At 42.8% G+C, this 20,076-nt stretch carries 21 protein-coding genes; 6 read left to right on the forward strand and 15 right to left on the reverse strand.

What is annotated here, in order from left to right; translation table 11 throughout:
- The first annotated feature begins 9 nt into the window (after nt 1-9).
- A complete protein-coding gene (folK, locus tag ACILP5_RS03545) occupies nt 10-495 on the forward strand; it encodes a 2-amino-4-hydroxy-6-hydroxymethyldihydropteridine diphosphokinase (RefSeq protein WP_395617282.1) in 486 nt (161 codons plus the stop codon).
- On the opposite strand, the gene bshA is transcribed toward folK, so the two are convergent.
- Nucleotides 479-1,630: an N-acetyl-alpha-D-glucosaminyl L-malate synthase BshA gene (bshA, locus tag ACILP5_RS03550; protein WP_395617283.1), complete on the reverse strand. Its 1,152-nt coding sequence runs from the start codon at nt 1,628-1,630 to the stop codon at nt 479-481. The two genes, folK and bshA, sit on opposite strands and share 17 nt — an antisense overlap.
- 52 nt (nt 1,631-1,682) lie before the next feature.
- On the opposite strand from bshA, the gene ACILP5_RS03555 reads away from it, so the two are divergent.
- On the forward strand, nt 1,683-2,255 hold the full coding sequence (locus ACILP5_RS03555) for a phosphoribosylglycinamide formyltransferase (protein ID WP_395617284.1): 573 nt from the start codon (nt 1,683-1,685) through the stop codon (nt 2,253-2,255).
- On the opposite strand, the gene ACILP5_RS03560 is transcribed toward ACILP5_RS03555, so the two are convergent.
- The 7 genes from ACILP5_RS03560 to carB form a co-directional block, all read right to left on the reverse strand.
- A complete protein-coding gene (locus ACILP5_RS03560) occupies nt 2,238-3,662 on the reverse strand; it encodes a TolC family protein (RefSeq protein WP_395617285.1) in 1,425 nt (474 codons plus the stop codon). The genes ACILP5_RS03555 and ACILP5_RS03560 overlap by 18 nt on opposite strands.
- Complete coding sequence (locus tag ACILP5_RS03565) at nt 3,652-6,771, reverse strand: efflux RND transporter permease subunit (RefSeq protein ID WP_395617286.1); 3,120 nt, start codon at nt 6,769-6,771, stop codon at nt 3,652-3,654. Before ACILP5_RS03565 ends, ACILP5_RS03560 begins: the two co-directional genes overlap by 11 nt.
- A gap of 1 nt (nt 6,772) precedes the next feature.
- Nucleotides 6,773-7,876, reverse strand: a complete 1,104-nt coding sequence (locus ACILP5_RS03570) for an efflux RND transporter periplasmic adaptor subunit (protein WP_395617287.1) — start codon at nt 7,874-7,876, stop codon at nt 6,773-6,775.
- Nucleotides 7,877-7,882: 6 nt separating this feature from the next.
- The gene (locus tag ACILP5_RS03575) at nt 7,883-8,143 is read right to left on the reverse strand and encodes a hypothetical protein (protein WP_395617288.1); all 261 of its coding nucleotides are present in this window, start codon (nt 8,141-8,143) and stop codon (nt 7,883-7,885) included.
- A gap of 76 nt (nt 8,144-8,219) precedes the next feature.
- A complete protein-coding gene (locus ACILP5_RS03580) occupies nt 8,220-8,522 on the reverse strand; it encodes a hypothetical protein (RefSeq protein ID WP_395617289.1) in 303 nt (100 codons plus the stop codon).
- Nucleotide 8,523: 1 nt separating this feature from the next.
- Nucleotides 8,524-8,775 carry a hypothetical protein gene (locus ACILP5_RS03585; protein WP_395617290.1) on the reverse strand — a complete coding sequence of 84 codons (252 nt, stop codon included), beginning with the start codon at nt 8,773-8,775 and terminating at the stop codon, nt 8,524-8,526.
- A 1-nt stretch (nt 8,776) separates the two neighbouring features.
- Nucleotides 8,777-11,611: a carbamoyl-phosphate synthase large subunit gene (gene carB / locus ACILP5_RS03590; RefSeq protein WP_395617291.1), complete on the reverse strand. Its 2,835-nt coding sequence runs from the start codon at nt 11,609-11,611 to the stop codon at nt 8,777-8,779.
- Between the two features lie 175 nt (nt 11,612-11,786).
- Here carB and ACILP5_RS03595 point away from each other — a divergent pair, with 175 nt between their 5' ends.
- A complete protein-coding gene (locus ACILP5_RS03595; protein ID WP_395617292.1) occupies nt 11,787-12,275 on the forward strand; it encodes a dihydrofolate reductase in 489 nt (162 codons plus the stop codon).
- Nucleotides 12,272-12,691: a molybdenum cofactor biosynthesis protein MoaE gene (locus ACILP5_RS03600; RefSeq protein ID WP_395617293.1), complete on the forward strand. Its 420-nt coding sequence runs from the start codon at nt 12,272-12,274 to the stop codon at nt 12,689-12,691. The genes ACILP5_RS03595 and ACILP5_RS03600 overlap by 4 nt, the downstream gene beginning before the upstream one ends.
- Here the strand turns inward: ACILP5_RS03600 and ACILP5_RS03605 are convergent.
- A complete protein-coding gene (locus ACILP5_RS03605; protein ID WP_395617294.1) occupies nt 12,674-13,714 on the reverse strand; it encodes an acyl transferase in 1,041 nt (346 codons plus the stop codon). The genes ACILP5_RS03600 and ACILP5_RS03605 overlap by 18 nt on opposite strands.
- Before the next feature lie 70 nt (nt 13,715-13,784).
- Between ACILP5_RS03605 and ACILP5_RS03610 the strand changes: the two genes are divergently transcribed.
- A complete protein-coding gene (locus ACILP5_RS03610; protein WP_395617295.1) occupies nt 13,785-14,330 on the forward strand; it encodes a hypothetical protein in 546 nt (181 codons plus the stop codon).
- On the opposite strand, the gene ACILP5_RS03615 is transcribed toward ACILP5_RS03610, so the two are convergent.
- Entirely contained in the window at nt 14,327-15,745 is a 1,419-nt protein-coding gene (locus ACILP5_RS03615; protein WP_395617296.1) for a hypothetical protein, read from the reverse strand. The genes ACILP5_RS03610 and ACILP5_RS03615 overlap by 4 nt on opposite strands.
- Nucleotides 15,746-15,813: 68 nt before the next feature.
- On the opposite strand from ACILP5_RS03615, the gene ACILP5_RS03620 reads away from it, so the two are divergent.
- Nucleotides 15,814-16,473, forward strand: a complete 660-nt coding sequence (locus tag ACILP5_RS03620) for a phosphatidylserine decarboxylase family protein (RefSeq protein WP_395617297.1) — start codon at nt 15,814-15,816, stop codon at nt 16,471-16,473.
- Here the strand turns inward: ACILP5_RS03620 and ACILP5_RS03625 are convergent.
- The 5 genes from ACILP5_RS03625 to ACILP5_RS03645 are packed head-to-tail and all read right to left on the reverse strand — an operon-like array spanning nt 16,470 to nt 20,074.
- The gene (locus ACILP5_RS03625) at nt 16,470-16,961 is read right to left on the reverse strand and encodes a GAF domain-containing protein (RefSeq protein ID WP_395617298.1); all 492 of its coding nucleotides are present in this window, start codon (nt 16,959-16,961) and stop codon (nt 16,470-16,472) included. The genes ACILP5_RS03620 and ACILP5_RS03625 overlap by 4 nt on opposite strands.
- Nucleotide 16,962: 1 nt before the next feature.
- Entirely contained in the window at nt 16,963-17,436 is a 474-nt protein-coding gene (locus ACILP5_RS03630) for a hypothetical protein (RefSeq protein ID WP_395617299.1), read from the reverse strand.
- Between the two features lie 4 nt (nt 17,437-17,440).
- The gene (locus tag ACILP5_RS03635; protein ID WP_395617300.1) at nt 17,441-18,214 is read right to left on the reverse strand and encodes a (Fe-S)-binding protein; all 774 of its coding nucleotides are present in this window, start codon (nt 18,212-18,214) and stop codon (nt 17,441-17,443) included.
- Nucleotides 18,214-19,083 carry a sterol desaturase family protein gene (locus tag ACILP5_RS03640; protein WP_395617301.1) on the reverse strand — a complete coding sequence of 290 codons (870 nt, stop codon included), beginning with the start codon at nt 19,081-19,083 and terminating at the stop codon, nt 18,214-18,216. The genes ACILP5_RS03635 and ACILP5_RS03640 overlap by 1 nt, the downstream gene beginning before the upstream one ends.
- Nucleotide 19,084: 1 nt before the next feature.
- The gene (locus ACILP5_RS03645; RefSeq protein WP_395617302.1) at nt 19,085-20,074 is read right to left on the reverse strand and encodes an alpha/beta hydrolase; all 990 of its coding nucleotides are present in this window, start codon (nt 20,072-20,074) and stop codon (nt 19,085-19,087) included.
- Nucleotides 20,075-20,076 lie beyond the last annotated feature (2 nt).

Raw genomic sequence — 20,076 nt, forward strand, 5'->3', positions numbered from 1 at the left:
TTTTAAGAGATGATCAATCAGCTCTTCCTCTCTTTAGGCGGCAATCTAGGAAATACCCGGGAAATATTCGAGGGGGCCTACCCGCTTATTGAAAAAAAAATAGGAAAAATTTCGGTTTACTCCTCCATTTATCAAACCGAAGCCTGGGGTCCCATCCCACAAGCAGACTTTCTGAATCAGGTTATTTTAGTGAGTACGACCCTCCCTCCACAAGCCTGTTTAAAAGAAATGTTAGCGATTGAAAAGGAATTTTGTAGAGAGCGGAAAGAACGCTGGGGTCCTCGAACACTGGATTTAGATATACTTTATTACAGTGATGTAACGATTGCAGAGGAAGATTTAACCGTTCCTCACCCGCGGATTGCTGATCGTAAATTTATCTTGACACCTTTAGCGGAAATTGCGCCTTTTTATGTAGACCCGACTTCGGGGAAATCAATGGTGGAACTGCTAGACTCCTGCACAGATTCCAGCCAGGTTAATCGTTCTGTTTAGGAAATTTCCAACTCTTCGAGGTAACGCGCTCGTAGAACTTTTCGTACAAAGGAAGAATTTTAACAATGTCAAATTCTTTCGCACGCGCTAAGGCATTCGCCTTCATATTATCATGTAAAATAGGATCACTCAGCATCTTAATGGCATTCGCTGCCATATCGTTCACATCCCCTACCTCGCTAACAAAACCCGTGACACCGTGAATATTTACCTCAGGAATACCACCCGCATTCGAGGAAATAACCGGAACTTCGCAGGCCATTGCCTCTAGGGCGGCTAAGCCGAAACTCTCTTTTTCGGAAGTCAACAAGAACAGATCAGCCAGCGATAAAGCCTCCTCAATACCGTCCATTTTACCTAAAAAACGGACATCATTTTGCACCTCTAATTCACGACATAAAGCCTCGATGCCTGAACGTTCTGGACCATCCCCTATCAAGACTAATTTCGCTGGAATCTTCTTGCGAACGAGCGCAAAAACTTTCACAATATCCTGAATACGCTTCACTTTTCTAAAGTTCGAGGTGTGCATTAATAGCTTTTCGCCATTCGGACAAAGTGATTTCTTAAAGTGTTCGTGGGGACGTTTTTGGAACCGATTAAGATCAATAAAATTCGGAATTACCTCAATATGACTTAAAATCTCAAACTCATTATAGGTGTCATTCTTCAAACTCTCCGAAACCGCCGTGACGCCATCCGATTCATTAATCGAAAACGTAACCACCGGCTCGAAAGACGGATCACGTCCTACAAGAGTTATATCCGTTCCGTGCAAGGTTGTAATAACCGGCACGTGAATACCTTTGTATTTTAATATTTGCTTCGCTAAATAAGCCGCCGAAGCGTGCGGAATGGCATAATGAACGTGGATTAAATCCAACTTCTCGTTGATGGTCACATCCACCATTTTACTGGCTAATGCAGACTCATAAGGCAGGTATTCAAATAAAGGATAGGATGCCACAGAAACTTCGTGGTAGAAGATATTCTCGGAAAAAATATCCAAACGCGGGGGTTGCGTATACGTGATAAAGTGCACTTGATGACCTGCTAAGGCCAAAGCCTTACCTAATTCTGTCGCCACTACACCACTTCCGCCATACGTCGGATAACAAACGATCCCTATTTTCATGCCTTAAATTTAGCTGAAAGAATGTAAATTTGTGTTAAACAACTGATAACCTTTGAAAAATCTCGTCTTATTTGCTTCCGGTTCGGGTTCTAATGCCGAAAAAATTTTCGAACATTTCAAAGGTTCCGATCAAGTCCAAATCACCCACATTTACTGCAATAACCCTTCTGCAGGCATCATTCAGCGCGCAGAACGACTAGGTGTGCCATGCCGGGTTTTTGACCGAGAATCCTATAAGAACGGAACGGTGTTAAAAGAAGTTCAATCGCTACGAACAGATTGGATCATTTTAGCGGGTTTCTTGTGGTTAGTTCCTGCTGATTTCGTGAAGGCATTTCCACAAAAAATCGTCAATATTCACCCGGCTTTATTGCCTAAGTTTGGGGGGAAAGGCATGTACGGACATTTCGTACATGAGGCAGTTGTAGCAGCAGGCGAAAAGGAATCGGGGATAACTATTCACTACGTAAACGAGCACTATGATGAAGGTGCAACCATCTTCCAGAGCTCTTTCCCGGTGTTGCCGAGTGATACTCCAGAAGATGTTGCTAAAAAAGGTCAGGTACTCGAGCACCGCGATTTCCCTCGAGTGATCGAATCGCTTGTTTTACCAGCCTCCTCCTAAAACTCTGTACAAATTAATGGCGCGCATCCATTGATTACGCGATATTTCCAATAGTTCTAATTCAGATCTCAAGGCGTTTTGCTGGGCTGTTAATACCTCTAAATAACTGGCGTTTGCCGTTAAAAATAAGGTTCCTACGGTGTTGATTGCCCCTTTTGTTAATAATACCTCGCGTTGCTTCAGTTGCTGTTGGGTCTGTAAATAGGTCAAAGACTTTACCTGGGTATCCCATTCTAAATAACCTTTGACTAGGGCATTTTGGTAGGCTAAATCTTGCGCCTTCCAAGAGGACTCTGTACGCAACATCTCCGAAGTAATGGCTGATCTATTCAACCATGGCGCAGTAATTCCTCCCAATAATTGATAAGCCATCGACGCAGGTAGCTGGAACAAATAAGCTGGCTGAAAACCCTGTACACCTAAAATTCCAGAAAGAACAATGGAAGGCTTTAAAGCTAATGCAGCACTTTCTTTTGTTTCAAAAGCAGCCATCAGATTTAATTTTGCCTGTTTTACATCTGGTCTACGCCCTAATTGATCAATCTTTAAACGGGTAAACAAGCTGGTATCCAAAGCGCATTGAAACGGAAATTTAGATCGATGAATCGTTGCCGTAGGCTTATTTAAAAGGAATCGAATATCATTCTCTAACGTGGTGATTTGCTGCAACACATTGCCTTCTTGCGCGCGCGAGTTTAACCACTGCGCTTCCAATTGTTGGACGGCTGATTCATTGACCGAACCTGCCTCTTTTTGTACCTGGACTAATTCGAAGGCCTTACGCTGAATTTCAATATTGTTTTTCAAAATATCTAATTCTTTGTCTAAAGCGATTAACTGCCCATAGGAACTGGCTACGTCTGCCACTAAAGAAGTAATTAGCCATTGTTGGCCTGACTCAGTAGCTAAATAACGAAGGGCACTAGCCTTTCTTCTTTTAGCTAGCTTACCCCAAATATCCAACTCCCAACTCGACTGTAGACCGATTTGTAGATCGGGAAGATTTTTAGGAATAATTTGGTCATCGGTAATATTGGGAGAGAAATTGGTATCAAAATTACCTATACCATCCATGGTATATTTTCCAAATCGACGCATACTAGGTTGAACAATTCCATTGACGGCAGGTTTAAGCAAGCCTCTTTGGTAGCCAAAATCAGCCTTTGCCATCGCTAATTGCAGAAATCCAATCTTAATATCATTGCTTCTAACTAGAACCGAATCAATCAACTGCACTAATAAGGTATCTCGCTTCCAGCATTCCTGCACATCTGCTACCGACTTTTCCTCTTCAGGTTCTCGGTAAGTACCTAGTTCAGCTTGTAATTTGTACTGCTCTTTTATCAAACCTGAGGTGCATGAACCCAATACAAACACCAAACACAGGGCATATAAACTATTTTTCATTTGTAGACCATTTAGCCGAGAGTGTGGCGAAAACCACATACAATCCCGGGATTACCAATAAACCTCCTACCGTACCTAAAATCATTCCTCCAGCGGAAGCTGTACCAATTGTCCGATTACCGATCGCACCTGCGCCAGAAGCCAACATCAATGGAATTAAGCCCGCGACAAAGGCAAAGGAAGTCATCAAAATAGGACGCAAACGAGAGAATGCTCCTTCTTTGGCAGCCTCGATAATCGAGGCGCCTTCCTTCTGTTTCGCAATGGCGAACTCAACGATTAGAATGGCATTCTTTCCTAACAAACCGATTAACATCACGAGCGCGACTTGCGCATAAATATTGTTTTGCAAGCCGAATAGGTACAAGAATGCATAGGTCCCCATGGCTCCCATAGGTAGGAATAATAAAACAGGGAATGGCAATAAGAAGGATTCATATTGCGCGGCCAGCAATAGATATACGAATAACAAACAGATCGCAAAAATGAAAATGGCTTGATTACCCGCTAAATCTTCCTCCCGTGTCATGCCTGACCATTCTAGCGTATACCCACGCGGTAGGCTCTTCAAGGCTTGTGCACGGATAATATCCAAAACCGCACCCGAACTAAATCCAGGGGCAGGTTCGCCATTCACCATCGCCGAAGTAAACATGTTGTAACGCGTAAACTGCTCCGGTCCATAGACACGCTTCATCTTCACAAATGAAGAGTAAGGAACCATTTCGCCATCCTTGTTTTTGGCGTAAAACTTCAACACATCATCCGGATGCGCGCGGTAACGCGGATCCACCTGAACCATAACTTTGTACATTTGGCCAAAACGAATGAAGTTGGTAGCATAAAAACTACCCAACAAGGTCTGCAGGTTATCCATCGCAGGCAAGACATTAACTCCTTTTTGTGCAGCGGCTTCTTGGTCTACTTCCAACATGTACTGTGGAAAGGATGGGTCAAAACTCGAGAAGGTGTTTTGAATCTCAGGAACCTCATTTAATTTCTTAGCAAACTCATTCGCTACGCCAGCCAACTTCTGTAAATCCCCGGAACCTGTTCGATCCTGAATACGGAACTCAAAACCAGACGCATTTCCAAAACCTGGAACGGCCGGCGGCGGAAAAAACTGAATACTCGCATCCTTGATTCCATTCGTCTTTGAACGAATGATTTCCGTTAATTCGTCTACGGTTTCCTTACGCTCTTCCCAAGGTTTCAGGGTGATAATACCTGTACCATAAGAGGCTCCAGAACCATCGGTCAACAAACTAAATCCAGCCAAGGTAGAAAAGGACTCAATCGCATCTACCCCTTTAATCGATTTATAGACTTGATCCATCACACTTTCTGTACGCTCTAATGTCGCGCCAGCCGGAGTCGTCGCATTCACATACAATGTACCCTGATCTTCAGATGGAATAAATCCACTCGGAACGATGCCAGATAAAACGGCCGTACCCACCACAGATCCGAGTAAAATCAACCACATCAATAGACGCTTGCTAATCAAGACACCTACCCAAACCAAATATTTTTGAGCGATTTGATCATAGCGGTGATTGAAGGCATGGAAGAATTTACCCAGCCAGTTCTTCTGATTATGCTCCGGCTTTTTCAGAAGCAATACACAAAGTGCTGGCGTTAAGGTTAAGGCAGTTAAGCCAGACAAAGCAATCGATATCGCCATGGTTACCGAGAACTGTCGGAAAAACACACCGATCGGCCCTGAAAGAAACGCTACCGGAACAAATACGGCTCCCATCACCAAGGTGATCGCTAGAATCGCACCAGAAATTTCGTGCATCGCCTCTTGCGTGGCGGCCAAAACGGGCATGTCTTTTTCTTCCATTTTGGCATGGACCGCCTCCACGACGACAATCGCGTTATCCACCACAATACCGATGGCTAATACCAACGAAAATAGGGTCAATAAGTTAATCGAAAAACCGAAGGCCAACATAAACGCAAACGTACCTACCAAGGAAACGGGTACCGCGATAATCGGAACTAATGTTGCCCGCCAATCCTGCAAGAAGATAAACACCACCAAGGCAACGAGTAAAAATGCCTCCAATAAAGTCTTGATTACTTCCTGAATGGAGGCATCTAAAAAGCGGGAAACGTCATATGAAATGGTAAAACCCATGCCCGGAGGGAAGGTCGTTGTCTTTAATTCCCCTAAGCGTTTCTTCACATTGGCAATAACCTCCGCGGCATTAGAACCGGGACGCTGCTTCAATAAAATCGCAGCGGACGGTCGGCCATTTTCTTTTGAAAGCACATCATAATCCAGCGACCCAAATTCCACATCGGCTAAATCTTTCAAGCGCAAAATCTGCCCAGTCTCCGTCGCCTTAATCACTAAATTTTCATATTGAGCCACCTGCGTAAACTTCCCCGTATACCGCATGACATATTGCAAAGCTTGCGGATGTTTACCGGAACTCTCCCCAATTTTACCCGGGGCAGCTTCCACGTTTTGATTCCGCAAAGCCTGAACAACATCATCCGCAGATAATTTATAGGCAAATAAACGATCTGGATGCAACCAAATACGCATAGCGTATTCACGTGAACCCATGATATCTGCAAAACCTACACCATCAATACGCTTCAATTCTGAAAGCACATTGATGTCCGCAAAATTATAAATAAACTTCTCATCGATGTCTTTATCCTCACTCAAAAGATTCACATACAGCAACATACTATTCACCTCTTTCTCGGTGATTACCCCTGCTTTAATAACCTCTTCGGGCAATTCATCGAGCACAGTTTGCACACGAGTTTGCACGTTTACAGCTGCCACATCGGGATCTGTACCCACTTTAAAGTAGACTTGAATAATACTGGTTCCATCGTTTCCTGAAACAGACGTCATGTAAGCCATTCCAGCTACGCCGTTGATGGCGCGTTCGAGCGGTGTTACCACGGCTTTGGCACAAACTTCCGCATTTGCTCCCGTATACTTCGTGGTCACGGTTACCGCAGGCGGAGCAATATCAGGGAATTGTGTAATGGGCAATTGCTTCATAGCAATCACACCTAAAATCACAATAAAGATCGATACAACGATCGACAATACCGGTCGGGTAATGAACTGTTGGATCATCTTAAAGAGCTTTATATTCCGTTAATAATTGGCGCATCGGCTTGAAAGTCGACTTGATTTTTTGACCTTGTTTTACTAACTGGATACCCTCAATTAGGACGGTGTCCTTCGCCGAAAAACCCGATTTAACTAAATAAAAATGCGGAATGCGTAAGTCGGGGACAATACTTTTCATCTTGACAATACCACTTGCATCCTTGACGAACACGTAACTTTTCTCTTGAATTTCGAAAACAGACTTCTGAGGAATAGCCCAATAACCAGATACCTTCTTCGGTAATTGTACCTTTCCGGATGCTCCGTGTCGAAGTAACTTATTCGGATTTGAGAAACGCGCACGGAAAGCAATATTTCCTGTGTTTTTATCAAACTCTCCTTCGATGGTTTCGACTAAACCCTTTTGGGGATACATTTCGCCATTGACTAAAACCAAATCAACTGTAGCAGACTTATTAACCCCACCTTGATCACTAAATGCTAAGTACTCCTGTTCGGAAACGTTGAAATACGCATATACATTTTGGTTGTCCGAAAGGGTCGTCAACAAAGTACCTTCATCCACTAAACTTCCTCTTTTAAATGGCAAACGGTCAACAATTCCATCAAATGGTGCACGAATATTCGAATTTTCTACTTTTAATTCGGCGGCTTGGACATGGGCCCGTGCTTCTTCGCGCTTCGCCGCTAAACCGTCTACCTTCGCTAGCGAAATAGCTAATTGGTTTTTAGAAATGACATTTTTATCCACGAGCAAACGTGTATTGACTAAGGTCAATTCCTCCGCTTTTAACTCCGCAGATGCTTGACTAAGTACAGCTTTTGCTTGAGCTAAATCAGTTACATATTCCTGACTATTTATCGTGAACATGATCTGACCTTTTTTAACTTGTTTTCCTTCGTCAACTAAAATTCGATCTAGGTAGCCTTTGACCCGTGCACGAATCTCCACATTTTGAACGGCGTTAATATCAGCTACAAACTCCTGCTGTATCGTTGTATCGATGGAAATAGGAGATGAAACTTCAAGCGTTTGTACGTCAACAGTTTCTTCTTTTTTAGCAGTACAAGCGCTTAAAAGCAGCAATCCAATTAAATATTTTTTCATTTCTACTTAGTTAGGCCTTCCTCCATGTTGCTTATAGGAAGGCGGTTGATTTTTCTTTTTCACCGTATCTATCCATTCCACATTAGATGATTTAGGCTGGTATTTAGGTGTTTGTGTCGAAGGCTTACTTTCTTTTTCCTCCACGCTGCGTTGCAAATTAATTTTTTCGGTCAAAGTCCGGTTTATCTGATTTTTGTAGTTTTTTTCTTGGCTGAAGCCAACAAAAACCGTGCAAATAAACATAGACACCATGGCGTATGTTTTCATAATATTAAGATTCTACGCGTTTAACCGCATAGAAGACAAGAAGATTTTATGATTTTGTTTCTAATTACATGGGTAACTACACCATGCGGGGAGGGGGACTCACTTGCTCGAGGAGCACGTTCAATTCAGACTCATTCCACTCAGGAAACGAAGTCTTTTTCAGGTTAGGTATTTGCAATTGTAGAACTACGTTTATTGAGGCTGCATGACTACACCAATCTTCTGGCACTCCTTCTTCCTCCATGGAATCTTCGCAGGGAGGGTCAGACAAGACAGATACATCTACCGTCTTCTTTAAAACATCGAATGCATAGGAAAGCCCATCTTTTGTTAAAAGACTGGTAAACAACATGAAATAAAGCAAAATGCGTTTGAACATATTAATCTTTTATTTCTTCATACGGGACATAATCTCCCCCCACTTCATCTGACTTGGACTTTGATTTCGGTGGAACATAATCCACATCTATCGTACCCTCTTTGCGAGCTTTCGAGGCAGCTTGCTTCGCTCGAATATCTTGCTCAGACATCTTCTTATGCACCTGCGTGATGACAAATGCCTTCATTAAAAAACGAAGCAATGGAATCACCACGTAAATAAAAACTAAAATAAGGGCAATAAGTTTTAACATTTTACCTACTTAAGTATAAATTTCGTTCACCATATACTTTGCGGAAGAAATCATCTTTCAAATCATCAATGAAATAGATTGCCTCACCCGTTGACTTCATTTCTGGCCCTAATTCCATGTTTACGTTCGGGAATTTACTGAAAGAAAACACAGGAATCTTAATCGCAAATCCTTTTTTCACTGGTTTGAAGTTGAAATCTTTCACTTTCTTATCCCCTAACATGACCTTGGTTGCATAATTTACATACGGCTCTTGGTAGGCTTTACAAATAAATGGAACCGTTCTAGACGCACGTGGGTTCGCTTCGATGATGTACACAACTTCGTCCTTTACGGCAAACTGGATGTTCAATAAACCTTTTGTTTTCAAAGCCACCGCAATTTTACGCGTATGATCTTCGATTTGCTTGATCACGTTATCCGATAAATCGAATGGAGGTAATACGGAGTGGGAGTCCCCCGAGTGGATCCCCGCCGGCTCGATGTGCTCCATCAATCCGATAATGTAAACATCCTCTCCGTCACAGATGGCATCTGCCTCCGCCTCGATCGCGTTCTCTAAGAAGTGATCTAATAAGATTTTATTCCCCGGAATATCGCGCAAAATATCTACAACGTGTTGCTCTAATTCTTGTTCATTAATGACGATTTTCATGGATTGACCTCCCAATACATACGAAGGGCGCACAAGCAATGGATAGCCTAATTCGCGACCTAAAACCACCGCATTGTCTGCATCTTCACATACCCCAAATTTCGGATACGGAATACCTAAATCTTTCAATAAACTTGAGAATGCACCGCGGTCTTCCGCTAAATCTAAGGCTTCGAACGAAGTACCTAAAATTTTGATACCGTATTTCGACAGTTTCTCGGCTAGTTTCAGAGCTGTTTGGCCACCTAATTGAACGATAACGCCTTCTGGTTTTTCGTGTTGAATAATATCATACACGTGCTCCCAGAATACAGGTTCGAAGTATAATTTATCTGCGATGTCAAAGTCTGTCGAAACCGTTTCTGGATTCGAGTTAATCATAATCGTTTCGTATCCTGCTTCTTTCGCCGCTAAAACGCCATGCACACACGAGTAGTCAAACTCGATACCTTGACCGATGCGGTTAGGACCAGAACCTAATACCACTACTTTCTTCTTCGTCGAAGAAACAGATTCGTTATCTAAAACAGCCGACGCTCCTTCTTGACCAAAAGTCGAGTAGTAATACGGTGTCTTTGCTTCAAACTCTGCCGCACACGTATCCACACATTTGTAAATACGCTTGATGCCTACCGCGTTACGCTTGTCGTAGACTTCTGATTCTAGGCAACGAAGCGTGTGAGCGATTTGGCGATCTGCGAAACCTTTGTGCTTCGCTTCTTCCAATAATATCGTAGGGATATTGTGAATGGAATATTTCTCCATCTCTTTCTCCACGCGCACTAAATCCTCAATTTGGTTCAAGAACCATTTGTTGATCTTCGTTAACTGCTGAATCGTCTTGAAGGAAATGCCCATTTTAAAGGCATCATAGATGTGGAACAAACGGTTCCATGATGGATTCGCTAAGGAATATAAAATCGCATCTTGATCGCGTAATTCTTTTCCATCCGCACCCATTCCATTACGCTTGATCTCTAGAGATTGACACGCTTTTTGTAAGGCTTCTTGGAAATTACGGCCGATCCCCATGGTTTCACCCACCGATTTCATCTGTAATCCTAAAGTACGATCTGCGCCTTTGAATTTGTCAAAATTCCAACGCGGCACTTTCACAATCACGTAGTCTAATGCCGGCTCGAAATATGCAGACGTCGTTCCAGTAATAGCATTCGTTAATTCATCTAAATTAAAACCGATGGCCATTTTCGCAGCAATCTTAGCAATCGGATAACCTGTTGCTTTAGAGGCCAAAGCCGAAGAGCGAGACACCCGCGGATTAACTTCAATCGCGATAATCTCATCTGTCTCTGGATTCAAAGAGAACTGAACATTACACCCACCCGAAAACTGACCGATGGCGTTCATCATCTTAATGGCCATGTCACGCATGCGTTGGTAGATCGTATCTGGAAGCGTCATCGCTGGCGCCACCGTGATGGAATCTCCCGTGTGAATACCCATTGGATCGAAATTTTCGATCGAACAGATAATGATCACGTTCCCTAAATTATCGCGTAATAATTCTAATTCATATTCTTGCCAACCCATGATGGATTGCTCCACTAAAACCTCGTGGGTAGGGGATGCGTGCAAACCTTTGTTCAAGGCTGCATCAAAATCTTTCGGATCGTGCACGAAACCTCCACCGGTTCCACCTAAGGTAAACGAAGGACGGATTACCAAAGGGAATCCTGTTTCTTGTGCAATCTCTTTACCTTCGAGGAACGAACGAGCGGTACGTCCCTTACAAACGCCTACCCCGATTTCGATCATCTTCAAACGGAATTTCTCGCGATCTTCCGTCGTCTCGATAGCTTTAATATCTACTCCGATGATTCGAACCCCATATTTCTCCCAAATCCCAGCAGCATCACAGTCAATCGCAAGGTTCAAGGCAGTTTGACCACCCATGGTAGGTAAAACCGCATCTACTTTGTGATTTTCTAAAATATGAATGATAGAAGCCTTCTCTAAAGGCTTCAAATACACGTGATCCGCGTTCATCGGATCGGTCATGATTGTCGCTGGATTCGAGTTAATTAAGATCACCTCAATACCTTCTTCCCGTAAGGAACGGGCGGCTTGGGAACCAGAGTAGTCAAATTCACAAGCTTGACCAATCACAATAGGACCAGAACCAATAATTAGGACGGATTTAATCGAGGAATCTTTAGGCACAGGAGGTATAAATTAAAAGCTGAATGTATATGTCTTTTTGGATGCTTTTGGTTAAGCTCCAAAATTGTGCAAAGTTAGCGTTTTAGGGTCGATTTACAAAATAAAAAAGAGACTTTTGTGTAGGTGAGGCAGAACCCAAAAATTCCCTTATTTTTGACAACAAATTGTAAAAATCGTGATAAAAATACTTGTAGCTTTTGATGAAAACAGAGTCATTGGAAAAAACAATGAACTGATTTGGCACTTACCTGCAGATCTGAAAAGATTCAAGGCCTTAACGACCGGTCACGTAATTATCATGGGAAGAAAAACCTATGATTCCATAGGCAAACCCCTCCCTTACCGAACCACTATCGTTATATCCCGCACACCCGGCTTAAAAATCGAAGGTGTTATCTGTACCACCTCCATCGAGGAAGCTATTTTAAAGGCTAAATCACTCAGCCGCGAAGACATTTTCATCGTGGGAGGTGCTGAAATTTATGCTTTGTCTTTAGCAGTCGCTGACCAGATTTTGGTGACACAATTACATGATATTTTCGAGGGCGATGCCTTTTTTCCAGAAATTTCAGCGGATCAATGGACCGTTACCGAAAAAGAACGCGGCGTGACCGATGAGAAAAACACCTACCAATACAGCTATTTGACTTACAGCAGAAAATGATTCACAAAATCGACTTAAGTGTTGAGGCCATTTCGATCGACCCTTACTACCAATTCCTGCAGGATCCGGTGGCGGGTGGCATTTGTCTGTTTATAGGTACGATTAGAAATAAGAATCAAGGAAAAGACGTCAAAGCATTGACGATGGAGGCCTACCCTCCCATGGCGCTAAAACAAATCGAATTATTGTGTGAACAAGCAGCCTCGAAATGGCCGGTTGAACGCATTGCGCTAGTTCACAGAACTGGTCCTTTAGAAATCGGAGACATTGCCGTTTTAATCGGTGTTACTTCGGTTCATCGCGCTGAAGCATTCAAAGCTTGTGAATGGCTGATCGATACCTTAAAAAAGGAAGTACCTATTTGGAAAAATGAATTTTATGAGGACGCATCATCCTGGTTAGTTCCCCATCCCTGAAACCATCAAACTGCAACCGCGCATTTCGGAATTATCGAAACGGCCTAAGACTTTAAATCGCACTCCATCTTCCTCCAGCGAACCTAAATCGCGTGTTTCAATAAACGCACAGGAGTCGATATTACCTAAATCAGCGATTTTGATCCCTCCTGTTTTATGTGGCTGAGTAACTTGTGCAAAGGGATCACTCACCTCCCGCAAACAAACGCGCATCGTATATGCCGGCGTAAATATTCCCTGCGATTTAGCATAGCCTTGGGAAAACAATTCGGTCATTCCATACTCTGAAGCAATCGAATCAAGCCCCATCTTTTCTTGCAGATAAGCATGCACCTTGTCCCGAATCCACTCTTCGCGACGACCTTTCATTCCGCCCGTTTCCATCACGATCAATCGATCTTTGTGCTCCTTTAGAAAAGTTAAATCAATTCCAGAATCTACTAAATCCAACAACCCAAAAGTAACACCCATCAACCACACCTTTTTATCTGTCGCTAACGCGATGCGCAAAGCATCCACCACAGAAGCATATTGATTCAAATAAAATCCAGATAACTCGGAGCCGGATGCCTTGATGAAATGATCCATCATGAAGACAAGCGAGGAAGTAGAGCGCTCTAAATAGGATGGCAGCAAGGCAAAAATATGGTAATCACTCAGCGGTCCATACTCCCGCTCAAAGGCGATAGTAGAAATCTGCTGGTAAAATCCGGGATCGCAAACGGGGTGCTTCGAGGGAATTTGACCGGTCGTGCTAGAGCTTTCGAAAGAAAATAAAACCGGTAAAGATCCTGTTAATACCTGGTGGGATTTAAATAGTTCGATGGGCAAAAAGGGAATTGATGTCCAATGCCCTACCTTTTCTGGTGAAACACCTGACATTTGCACATACTGCTGATAAAGTGGATTATTAGCAACTTGAAAACGAAATACGTCCAAAGCCAGCGCCTCAAATTCAGATTCTTGCATATGCAAGACACGCCTTTTTAAACTTTCCCTTTCTTTTGTGATCGCTTGATCCATTTGATTTTACCTGATGTTGCGCAAAATTAACGCAAATCATTAACTTTACTGTCGAAATTCGAATGAATCAATGCGAAAATTAGCCGGAATTGTAGCGATTATTTTACTGAGTCTAGGAGCTTGTATACAAGAACCTAACTTTAGTTCCACGCCTGTGATTTCATTTAAGTCAATTCAGAAGATTACGAAAACGAGTAATGATGGTTTTGGCGGAACGACGAAAATCGATTCAGTCATTATGAGTATCAATTTTCAAGACGCAGAAGGCGATTTAGGATTAACGGAATCTCAACTAAAATCGGACGTTAAATACAAGGATTTTCGCAATTTCGATGTATCAGTTCTACTAAGGAAGAATGGGGTCTTTATTCCTATCACGTTCACTCCTGCACTAGGCGGATTGATGAATTTCAACTTTAAGCCCAATCAAAAAGCAGGACCTATTGAGGGCAGCATCGACTATTCCACACAATTTGTCTATGCTTTTTATAAGGGATATAGCCCCCAATTTACAGCGAAGAATGATACGTTAAAGTTCAAGATTTTCATCAGAGATAACGCATTCAATCAAAGCAATACGATTGAAACGGATCCCATCATCATCTTCAAGGACTAAAGATTCTTCAGTTTCTTGTATATTTCGGAATGCAAGCGATACGTAAACATACGTTGATCACGCTCATCTAATTGCACATCCAGTATTTCTTGATTTTTAAAAATTAGACTCAAGGTTTTGGTGAAATTTTCAATCAATTTCGCCCTAAATTGTCTTTGCGATTCAGGTGAGCTTTTATGTTTGCCAAAAAAAGCGATTATCTGATGCCCGCTCACAAAGCCTTGTTCGTAGTTCAAAATTAGGAAATCCAAGAATAGGCGCTCATTTGCACCCAGCGTCATTCGAATGGATTGATTTAACCTATTCAACCGATATCGACGGTATAAGATAAATAACAATAGTAAGGTTAGCGTTCCTATTGAAATTCCAGCCAGAAAGGAGAATTTTTCCACCCAAGTACCTTCGTCTAACGTACCTATATAGACCGACTCATTGAGTAATGTTTGTACTGAAGCTACCGAATAACCTGGCTCTTCCAGAGAGGATTTCACTAAATTATTAGCCCAAACCAAAGAATCTCCACTAACATGCATATAGGATTCAGCATCATCCCCTCGTTGTGCATTTAAGTAGATACGGTGTGGGTTTTGCCATTGATATACCTTAAAGTTATCCTCCACATCAATAATGAACATCGTATCGTAAGCAAATTCTTTATTAGGCTTATCGGAAATAATAAAATAGCGCCCATTAAATACAAAAGGTTTGGTTTCTTTAGAGTCTAAGAAATTCCGGACGATTTCAAGTTTAATTTCTCCCAAACGGGTGAATTTATGATTAAAAAAATCATATTCATAGATACCGTAATCCCGATTAAAAGCTGTTTTCTTCTCCGTATCATTCATCTCAACGGTACTCAAAAGATAGAAGCGATCTTTTTTAGGTGAATACCCCGCCAACCCATCAAAAATCGAACCAGGTACATCTCCTTCAGCACCGATACTCAACCATTCTTTGGCAATAAAATCATACTTAGTTAACAAATTCGTAGATCGCCAAAATCCATATCCGCCAAAAGAGTATAAATCATCTCCCCGCTTGAAGAAACTGTTCTTGCAATTAGCCCCTCGAAAAAATGTTTTATCTAATCGATTCAAGGTCCAATTAGATTTATCTAAAACATACACCTGGCCCGTGCAATGTATCGTTAAGTAATAGGTAGAACCTTGATTAATTTGAAACTCGTGAACTCCCTCTGCTGTGGGTAGAATTTCTCTAAAATCTACATTACTAGACTTTATGGTATCTAACTTTAGCCAACCGGTCTTATGACTAAAGCGTTCAATTACACGTGTAATAACGTTTAAACGTAAATAATTTACGGAGTGATCCTCCTGCCATTTAATATACTGTCCCAGGCCACTGAAGGCTATTTGGGTAAAGAATAAGAAGAACAGAATTGCTTTTTTTAGCATTTAGATGTGGTTGCGTCCTCAAAAATAACTAATTTTGTAAATTAACAAGGTTATTTAGCATTCAACGTATGACATTACACAGAGAAGGACGGACCCTATTATTCACTTCATTACTTATCGTATTAGGTATTAATGGCCTGGTTGCGTATTTCTTCCCTGAAAATGTCTATTTGAGAGAGACCATCGTGGTCATCACCTCATTATTCTATCTAATCATCTTACAATTTTTCCGTGTTCCTAAGCGCGTGACGGAGATTAACCCGAAACACATCATCGCCCCAGCGGACGGGAAAGTCGTTGTAATTGAAGAAACCATAGAAACAGAATATTTTAAGGGCCCACGCCGCCAGGTGTCGATCTTTATGTCGCCGATTAACGTGCACGTAAACTTCAACCCTATCTCAGGAATCGTATCTTATTTCAAGTACCACCCAGGCAAGTTCTTAGTGGCTTGGCATCCTAAATCAAGCACAGAAAACGAACGTACCACCTACGTAGTCAAGCATGAAAATGGCACTGAGGTATTGTTCCGCCAGATTGCAGGTGCTTTAGCAAAGCGTATTTGCTGGTATGCAAAAGAAGGGGATGCTGTCGTTCAAGGAACGGAATTCGGCTTCATTAAATTTGGTAGCCGTATCGATATCTACTTGCCATTAGACGCAGAAATCTGTGTGAATATCGATGACAAACCGGTAGGAGGCGAAACGGTAATTGCTAAATTAGCTTAGGACCACGAAGTCCAAGACTCCTCAATCAACTTGATAATTTTTTCCAGACCTTCCTGATCCACTTCAGTGAAGTCGGCTAATTGATCTGAATCCAGATCAAAAACAAGCACGACCTCCCCATTCACGATGGCAGGCAAAACGATCTCCGATTTCGAAGCTGACGCACAGGCAATATGCCCAGGGAAAGCCTCCACATCCGGAACTAAAATCGTCTCACGAGTCGTATAGGCATGTCCGCAAACACCTTTGTGAAAAGGAATTCGGGTGCAAGCCACTGGACCCTGAAATGGCCCTAAAACTAATTGATTTTCTTTCGTGAGATAAAACCCTACCCAGAAAAAGCCAAACACCTCGTGCACCGCCGCAGCGATGTTTGCTAGGTTGGCGTATTTATCTGTCTCTCCTGCTAATAGAGATTGAATTTGGGGATAAAGTGAGACGTATTTCTCCTTGCGGCTTCCCTCGATTTTGATTAGATCCTCTGCCATCTTATGCGAAATATCGTTTTAACCAAGTCGTATCCGCTCTTTGTAACCAGCCTGAGCGGTAGGCTCCTAATGATTCGGTTTGCAAAGGGATCACGTCTTTCGAAGGGGTCAGAAAAGGGTTATTCTTTAACGCCGTCAATGGAATCAAAGTCACCTCGTCCCCGTTTACTACAGCTGTACTTCTATCGAAGAAATCAATACCTAATTCAGCGCCCATCTCTTTAAACCAGCGCGTTGAAGCGTCTATCGAACAACCGGAGGCTGCATTTATTGTTTCATCTACCGCGATCACGATTACTTGCTGAAAACGAATTTCATAGGAAGCATTCAAACCTGCTCCATGCGCCGCCCATTGGGTTAAGGCAGGGGCTAGGTAGTTTTCAATCGCTTGGATTTCAGACGTAGAAAAAGGTCGGTTCGCCTGATATACCCACACGCGGGAATGATCGGGCATTTGTTCTATCGGTAAGTACATAATTTTACATGGATTGCTGAACGAGTTCAGCTAAATCGACTACTTGGATGTGTTTATCTTTGCCTACTTTATTTAGGCCATCTTGGACCATAACCATGCAGAATGGGCAGGCTAAGGCTACCTTTGTGACGCCAGAGTCCACCATTTCTTGCACTCTTTTCACTTGCACGTCTTCGCCTCCTGTTTCTGGCTCTTTAAATACCTGCGCACCACCGGCTCCACAGCAAAGTCCTTTGGTTCGACAACTTTTCAACTCGATTAGTTCCTTTTTTAATCCGGAAATGATTTCGCGAGGGGCCTCATATACTCCATTGGCTCTGCCTAAGTAGCAGGAATCATGGTAAGCCACTTGCTCTAATGACGTATCATCTGAGGCTTTAATTTTTCCGGCGCTGATTAATTCTGCCAAAAGTTGGCTATGGTGAATCACCTCATAAGTGCCGCCTAGGCCTGGGTATTCATTTTTTAACGTATTAAAACAATGCGGACAAGCCGTTACAATTTTCTTCACGGCATAGAGGTTCAAGACCTCGATGTTCGCCATCGCTTGCATTTGGAATAAAAACTCATTCCCTGCTCTTCTCGCTGGATCACCTGTACAAGACTCTTCTGTGCCTAAAACCGCAAAAGAGATACCCACTTTTTGCAAGATCCCTGAAAAGGCTCGCGTTACTTTCTTGTGGCGATCATCAAATGACCCCGCACATCCTACCCAAAAAAGAAATTCCGGCTGCTCCCCCGCTGCGGCGAATTCAGCCATGGTTTTGATCTTTTCCATTAGCTCTTTTGTTGCTCTCGCATTTGTGTTACCGTTAATCGACTTCCATCATCACTCCATCCTGGAGGCCCAAAAACATAACCAAAGGCAGCCTTTATACTTTTAGCTTTGGCTACATCTTTCACCATCTGAACCCATTCGTAAAAGGCAATTTTAGCCGGATTATAGCTTTCAATCTGCTTCGTTAAACCGTATTGAGGACGTTGATTCTCGGATACAAACGAGCCGAACATTCGATCCCAAATGATCAATACCCCCGCATAATTCGTATCCAAATAATCTAAATCCGTGCCATGGTGCACGCGGTGATGTGACGGCGTGTTCAAAATATATTCGAACCAACGTGGCATCTTATTGATCAATTCGGTGTGTATCCAATACTGATACAATAAACTGGTTTGTTGGAAGAACATGACGATGAACGGATGAACACCGATCAAGGGCAACCAAAGCCAAAAGATAAAACCACCGGATAGATTGCCTGTCCACGTCTGGCGGAGAGCAGCAGCTAGATTGTACTTAGGCGAAGAATGATGTACCATGTGCGATGCCCAGTAGAAGCGAACGACATGCGAGATGCGATGCACCCAATAATAGGTTAAATCCTCCCCAAAAAAGGCAAGCACCCAAACGGGCCAGGTTTGGCCTAAATCAAATAGTTTCCAATTATTATAGACATAAAACGAAGCGCCTATGGTAATCGCTTTCGTCACAAATCCGATTCCTAAATTGCCCAAACCTAAACCAATCGAGGTCATCGAATCCTTCGCCTCCACATAGTCGCGGTGTGTCTTGTACAGGATATAGGACTCCAGCAAGACCGTGAACAGGAAAAAAGGAACCGCATATAAAATCAAGGTAGGACCCATCTTAGTTTAGTTTAACAACGTTTCGTAAAAAGGCTTCAGACGAAGCAATCGGTGCATCCGTCAGCTTTCCTAACAGGTTAGACGTAATGACATGATTACCTGAGTTAGGAAAGGCCTCCGACTTCTTCAAACTAGCAGGCGTACCCAATTGTTCAAACATCTCCTTCATCGCATCCACGGAAACGACATTATCTTGATGCTCCTCATCCTTGTAGTAATAGCCCATAAATACGGGTATTTTCACCTTTTCGAAAACCTCCTTAGTCATCGCGTGCGTTAACAGATTTTGGACAGCTACTACACCCTCTAAGCGGTAATGCAGACTCCAGTTCTCCGCATGACCTTTCGCCATCACCGGAATGTCACGGTAATCACTTCCTGTGATTAAATGAGCCATTTGCAAGCCCCAAGGATTATCTAAAAGCGTTGCATTCGGATCTTTAATCGCGATACAAGGACCATACAGCATTAAAGCCTTAATCTCTGGATGCTTCGAGGCTAAGATTAGTGACATGGCGCCACCAAAAGACGTCCCTAACACCACCACCTCATTGCCTAATTTCTTTGCGATGGCATAGTAGTTTTCGACGCTTTGGTAATATTCATCCGCCGTCACTTTCGCAAAAGTTGAATCGGAATCCGGCACCCCGTGACCTGCCACGCGAGCTAAAAGTAAATTAGCGCCGAATTTCTTCGCCACTTCGCGGTGCACTGGATCTCCCTCCATCGGTGAAGCAGAAAAACCATGAACATACATGAAGACCACTTTCGTCTTCTTAGGTTGCGCTGAATCTGCCCAAATAATGCGCGCCTCATTCCCTGGCTTCAATACAGTAGCTGATTCTTTAGATGCAATGTAGGCGTCCATGGCTTGAACGGAATCCGGAATATCCGTCCAACTAGCTTGACCAGCTAAAACGGGTGCCTCTGGTTTAGGACCTATAAAATAGGCGCTTACTAATAGAACTAAAACGACCAATATTTTCTTCATAG

This window comes from Aquirufa sp. (assembly GCF_044239315.1).
Classification (GTDB): domain Bacteria; phylum Bacteroidota; class Bacteroidia; order Cytophagales; family Spirosomataceae; genus Aquirufa.

Bases quoted from the DNA above. Each gene is read 5' to 3' on its own strand.
- folK (WP_395617282.1), top strand. From the start codon at position 10: ATGATCAATCAGCTCTTCCTCTCTTTAGGCGGCAATCTAGGAAATACC.
- bshA (WP_395617283.1), bottom strand. From the start codon at position 1,630: ATGAAAATAGGGATCGTTTGTTATCCGACGTATGGCGGAAGTGGTGTA.
- ACILP5_RS03560 (WP_395617285.1), bottom strand. From the start codon at position 3,662: ATGAAAAATAGTTTATATGCCCTGTGTTTGGTGTTTGTATTGGGTTCA.
- ACILP5_RS03565 (WP_395617286.1), bottom strand. From the start codon at position 6,771: ATGATCCAACAGTTCATTACCCGACCGGTATTGTCGATCGTTGTATCG.
- ACILP5_RS03570 (WP_395617287.1), bottom strand. From the start codon at position 7,876: ATGAAAAAATATTTAATTGGATTGCTGCTTTTAAGCGCTTGTACTGCT.
- ACILP5_RS03575 (WP_395617288.1), bottom strand. From the start codon at position 8,143: ATGAAAACATACGCCATGGTGTCTATGTTTATTTGCACGGTTTTTGTT.
- ACILP5_RS03580 (WP_395617289.1), bottom strand. From the start codon at position 8,522: ATGTTCAAACGCATTTTGCTTTATTTCATGTTGTTTACCAGTCTTTTA.
- ACILP5_RS03585 (WP_395617290.1), bottom strand. From the start codon at position 8,775: ATGTTAAAACTTATTGCCCTTATTTTAGTTTTTATTTACGTGGTGATT.
- ACILP5_RS03600 (WP_395617293.1), top strand. From the start codon at position 12,272: ATGATTCACAAAATCGACTTAAGTGTTGAGGCCATTTCGATCGACCCT.
- ACILP5_RS03605 (WP_395617294.1), bottom strand. From the start codon at position 13,714: ATGGATCAAGCGATCACAAAAGAAAGGGAAAGTTTAAAAAGGCGTGTC.
- ACILP5_RS03610 (WP_395617295.1), top strand. From the start codon at position 13,785: ATGCGAAAATTAGCCGGAATTGTAGCGATTATTTTACTGAGTCTAGGA.
- ACILP5_RS03615 (WP_395617296.1), bottom strand. From the start codon at position 15,745: ATGCTAAAAAAAGCAATTCTGTTCTTCTTATTCTTTACCCAAATAGCC.
- ACILP5_RS03620 (WP_395617297.1), top strand. From the start codon at position 15,814: ATGACATTACACAGAGAAGGACGGACCCTATTATTCACTTCATTACTT.
- ACILP5_RS03625 (WP_395617298.1), bottom strand. From the start codon at position 16,961: ATGGCAGAGGATCTAATCAAAATCGAGGGAAGCCGCAAGGAGAAATAC.
- ACILP5_RS03630 (WP_395617299.1), bottom strand. From the start codon at position 17,436: ATGTACTTACCGATAGAACAAATGCCCGATCATTCCCGCGTGTGGGTA.
- ACILP5_RS03635 (WP_395617300.1), bottom strand. From the start codon at position 18,214: ATGGAAAAGATCAAAACCATGGCTGAATTCGCCGCAGCGGGGGAGCAG.
- ACILP5_RS03640 (WP_395617301.1), bottom strand. From the start codon at position 19,083: ATGGGTCCTACCTTGATTTTATATGCGGTTCCTTTTTTCCTGTTCACG.
- ACILP5_RS03645 (WP_395617302.1), bottom strand. From the start codon at position 20,074: ATGAAGAAAATATTGGTCGTTTTAGTTCTATTAGTAAGCGCCTATTTT.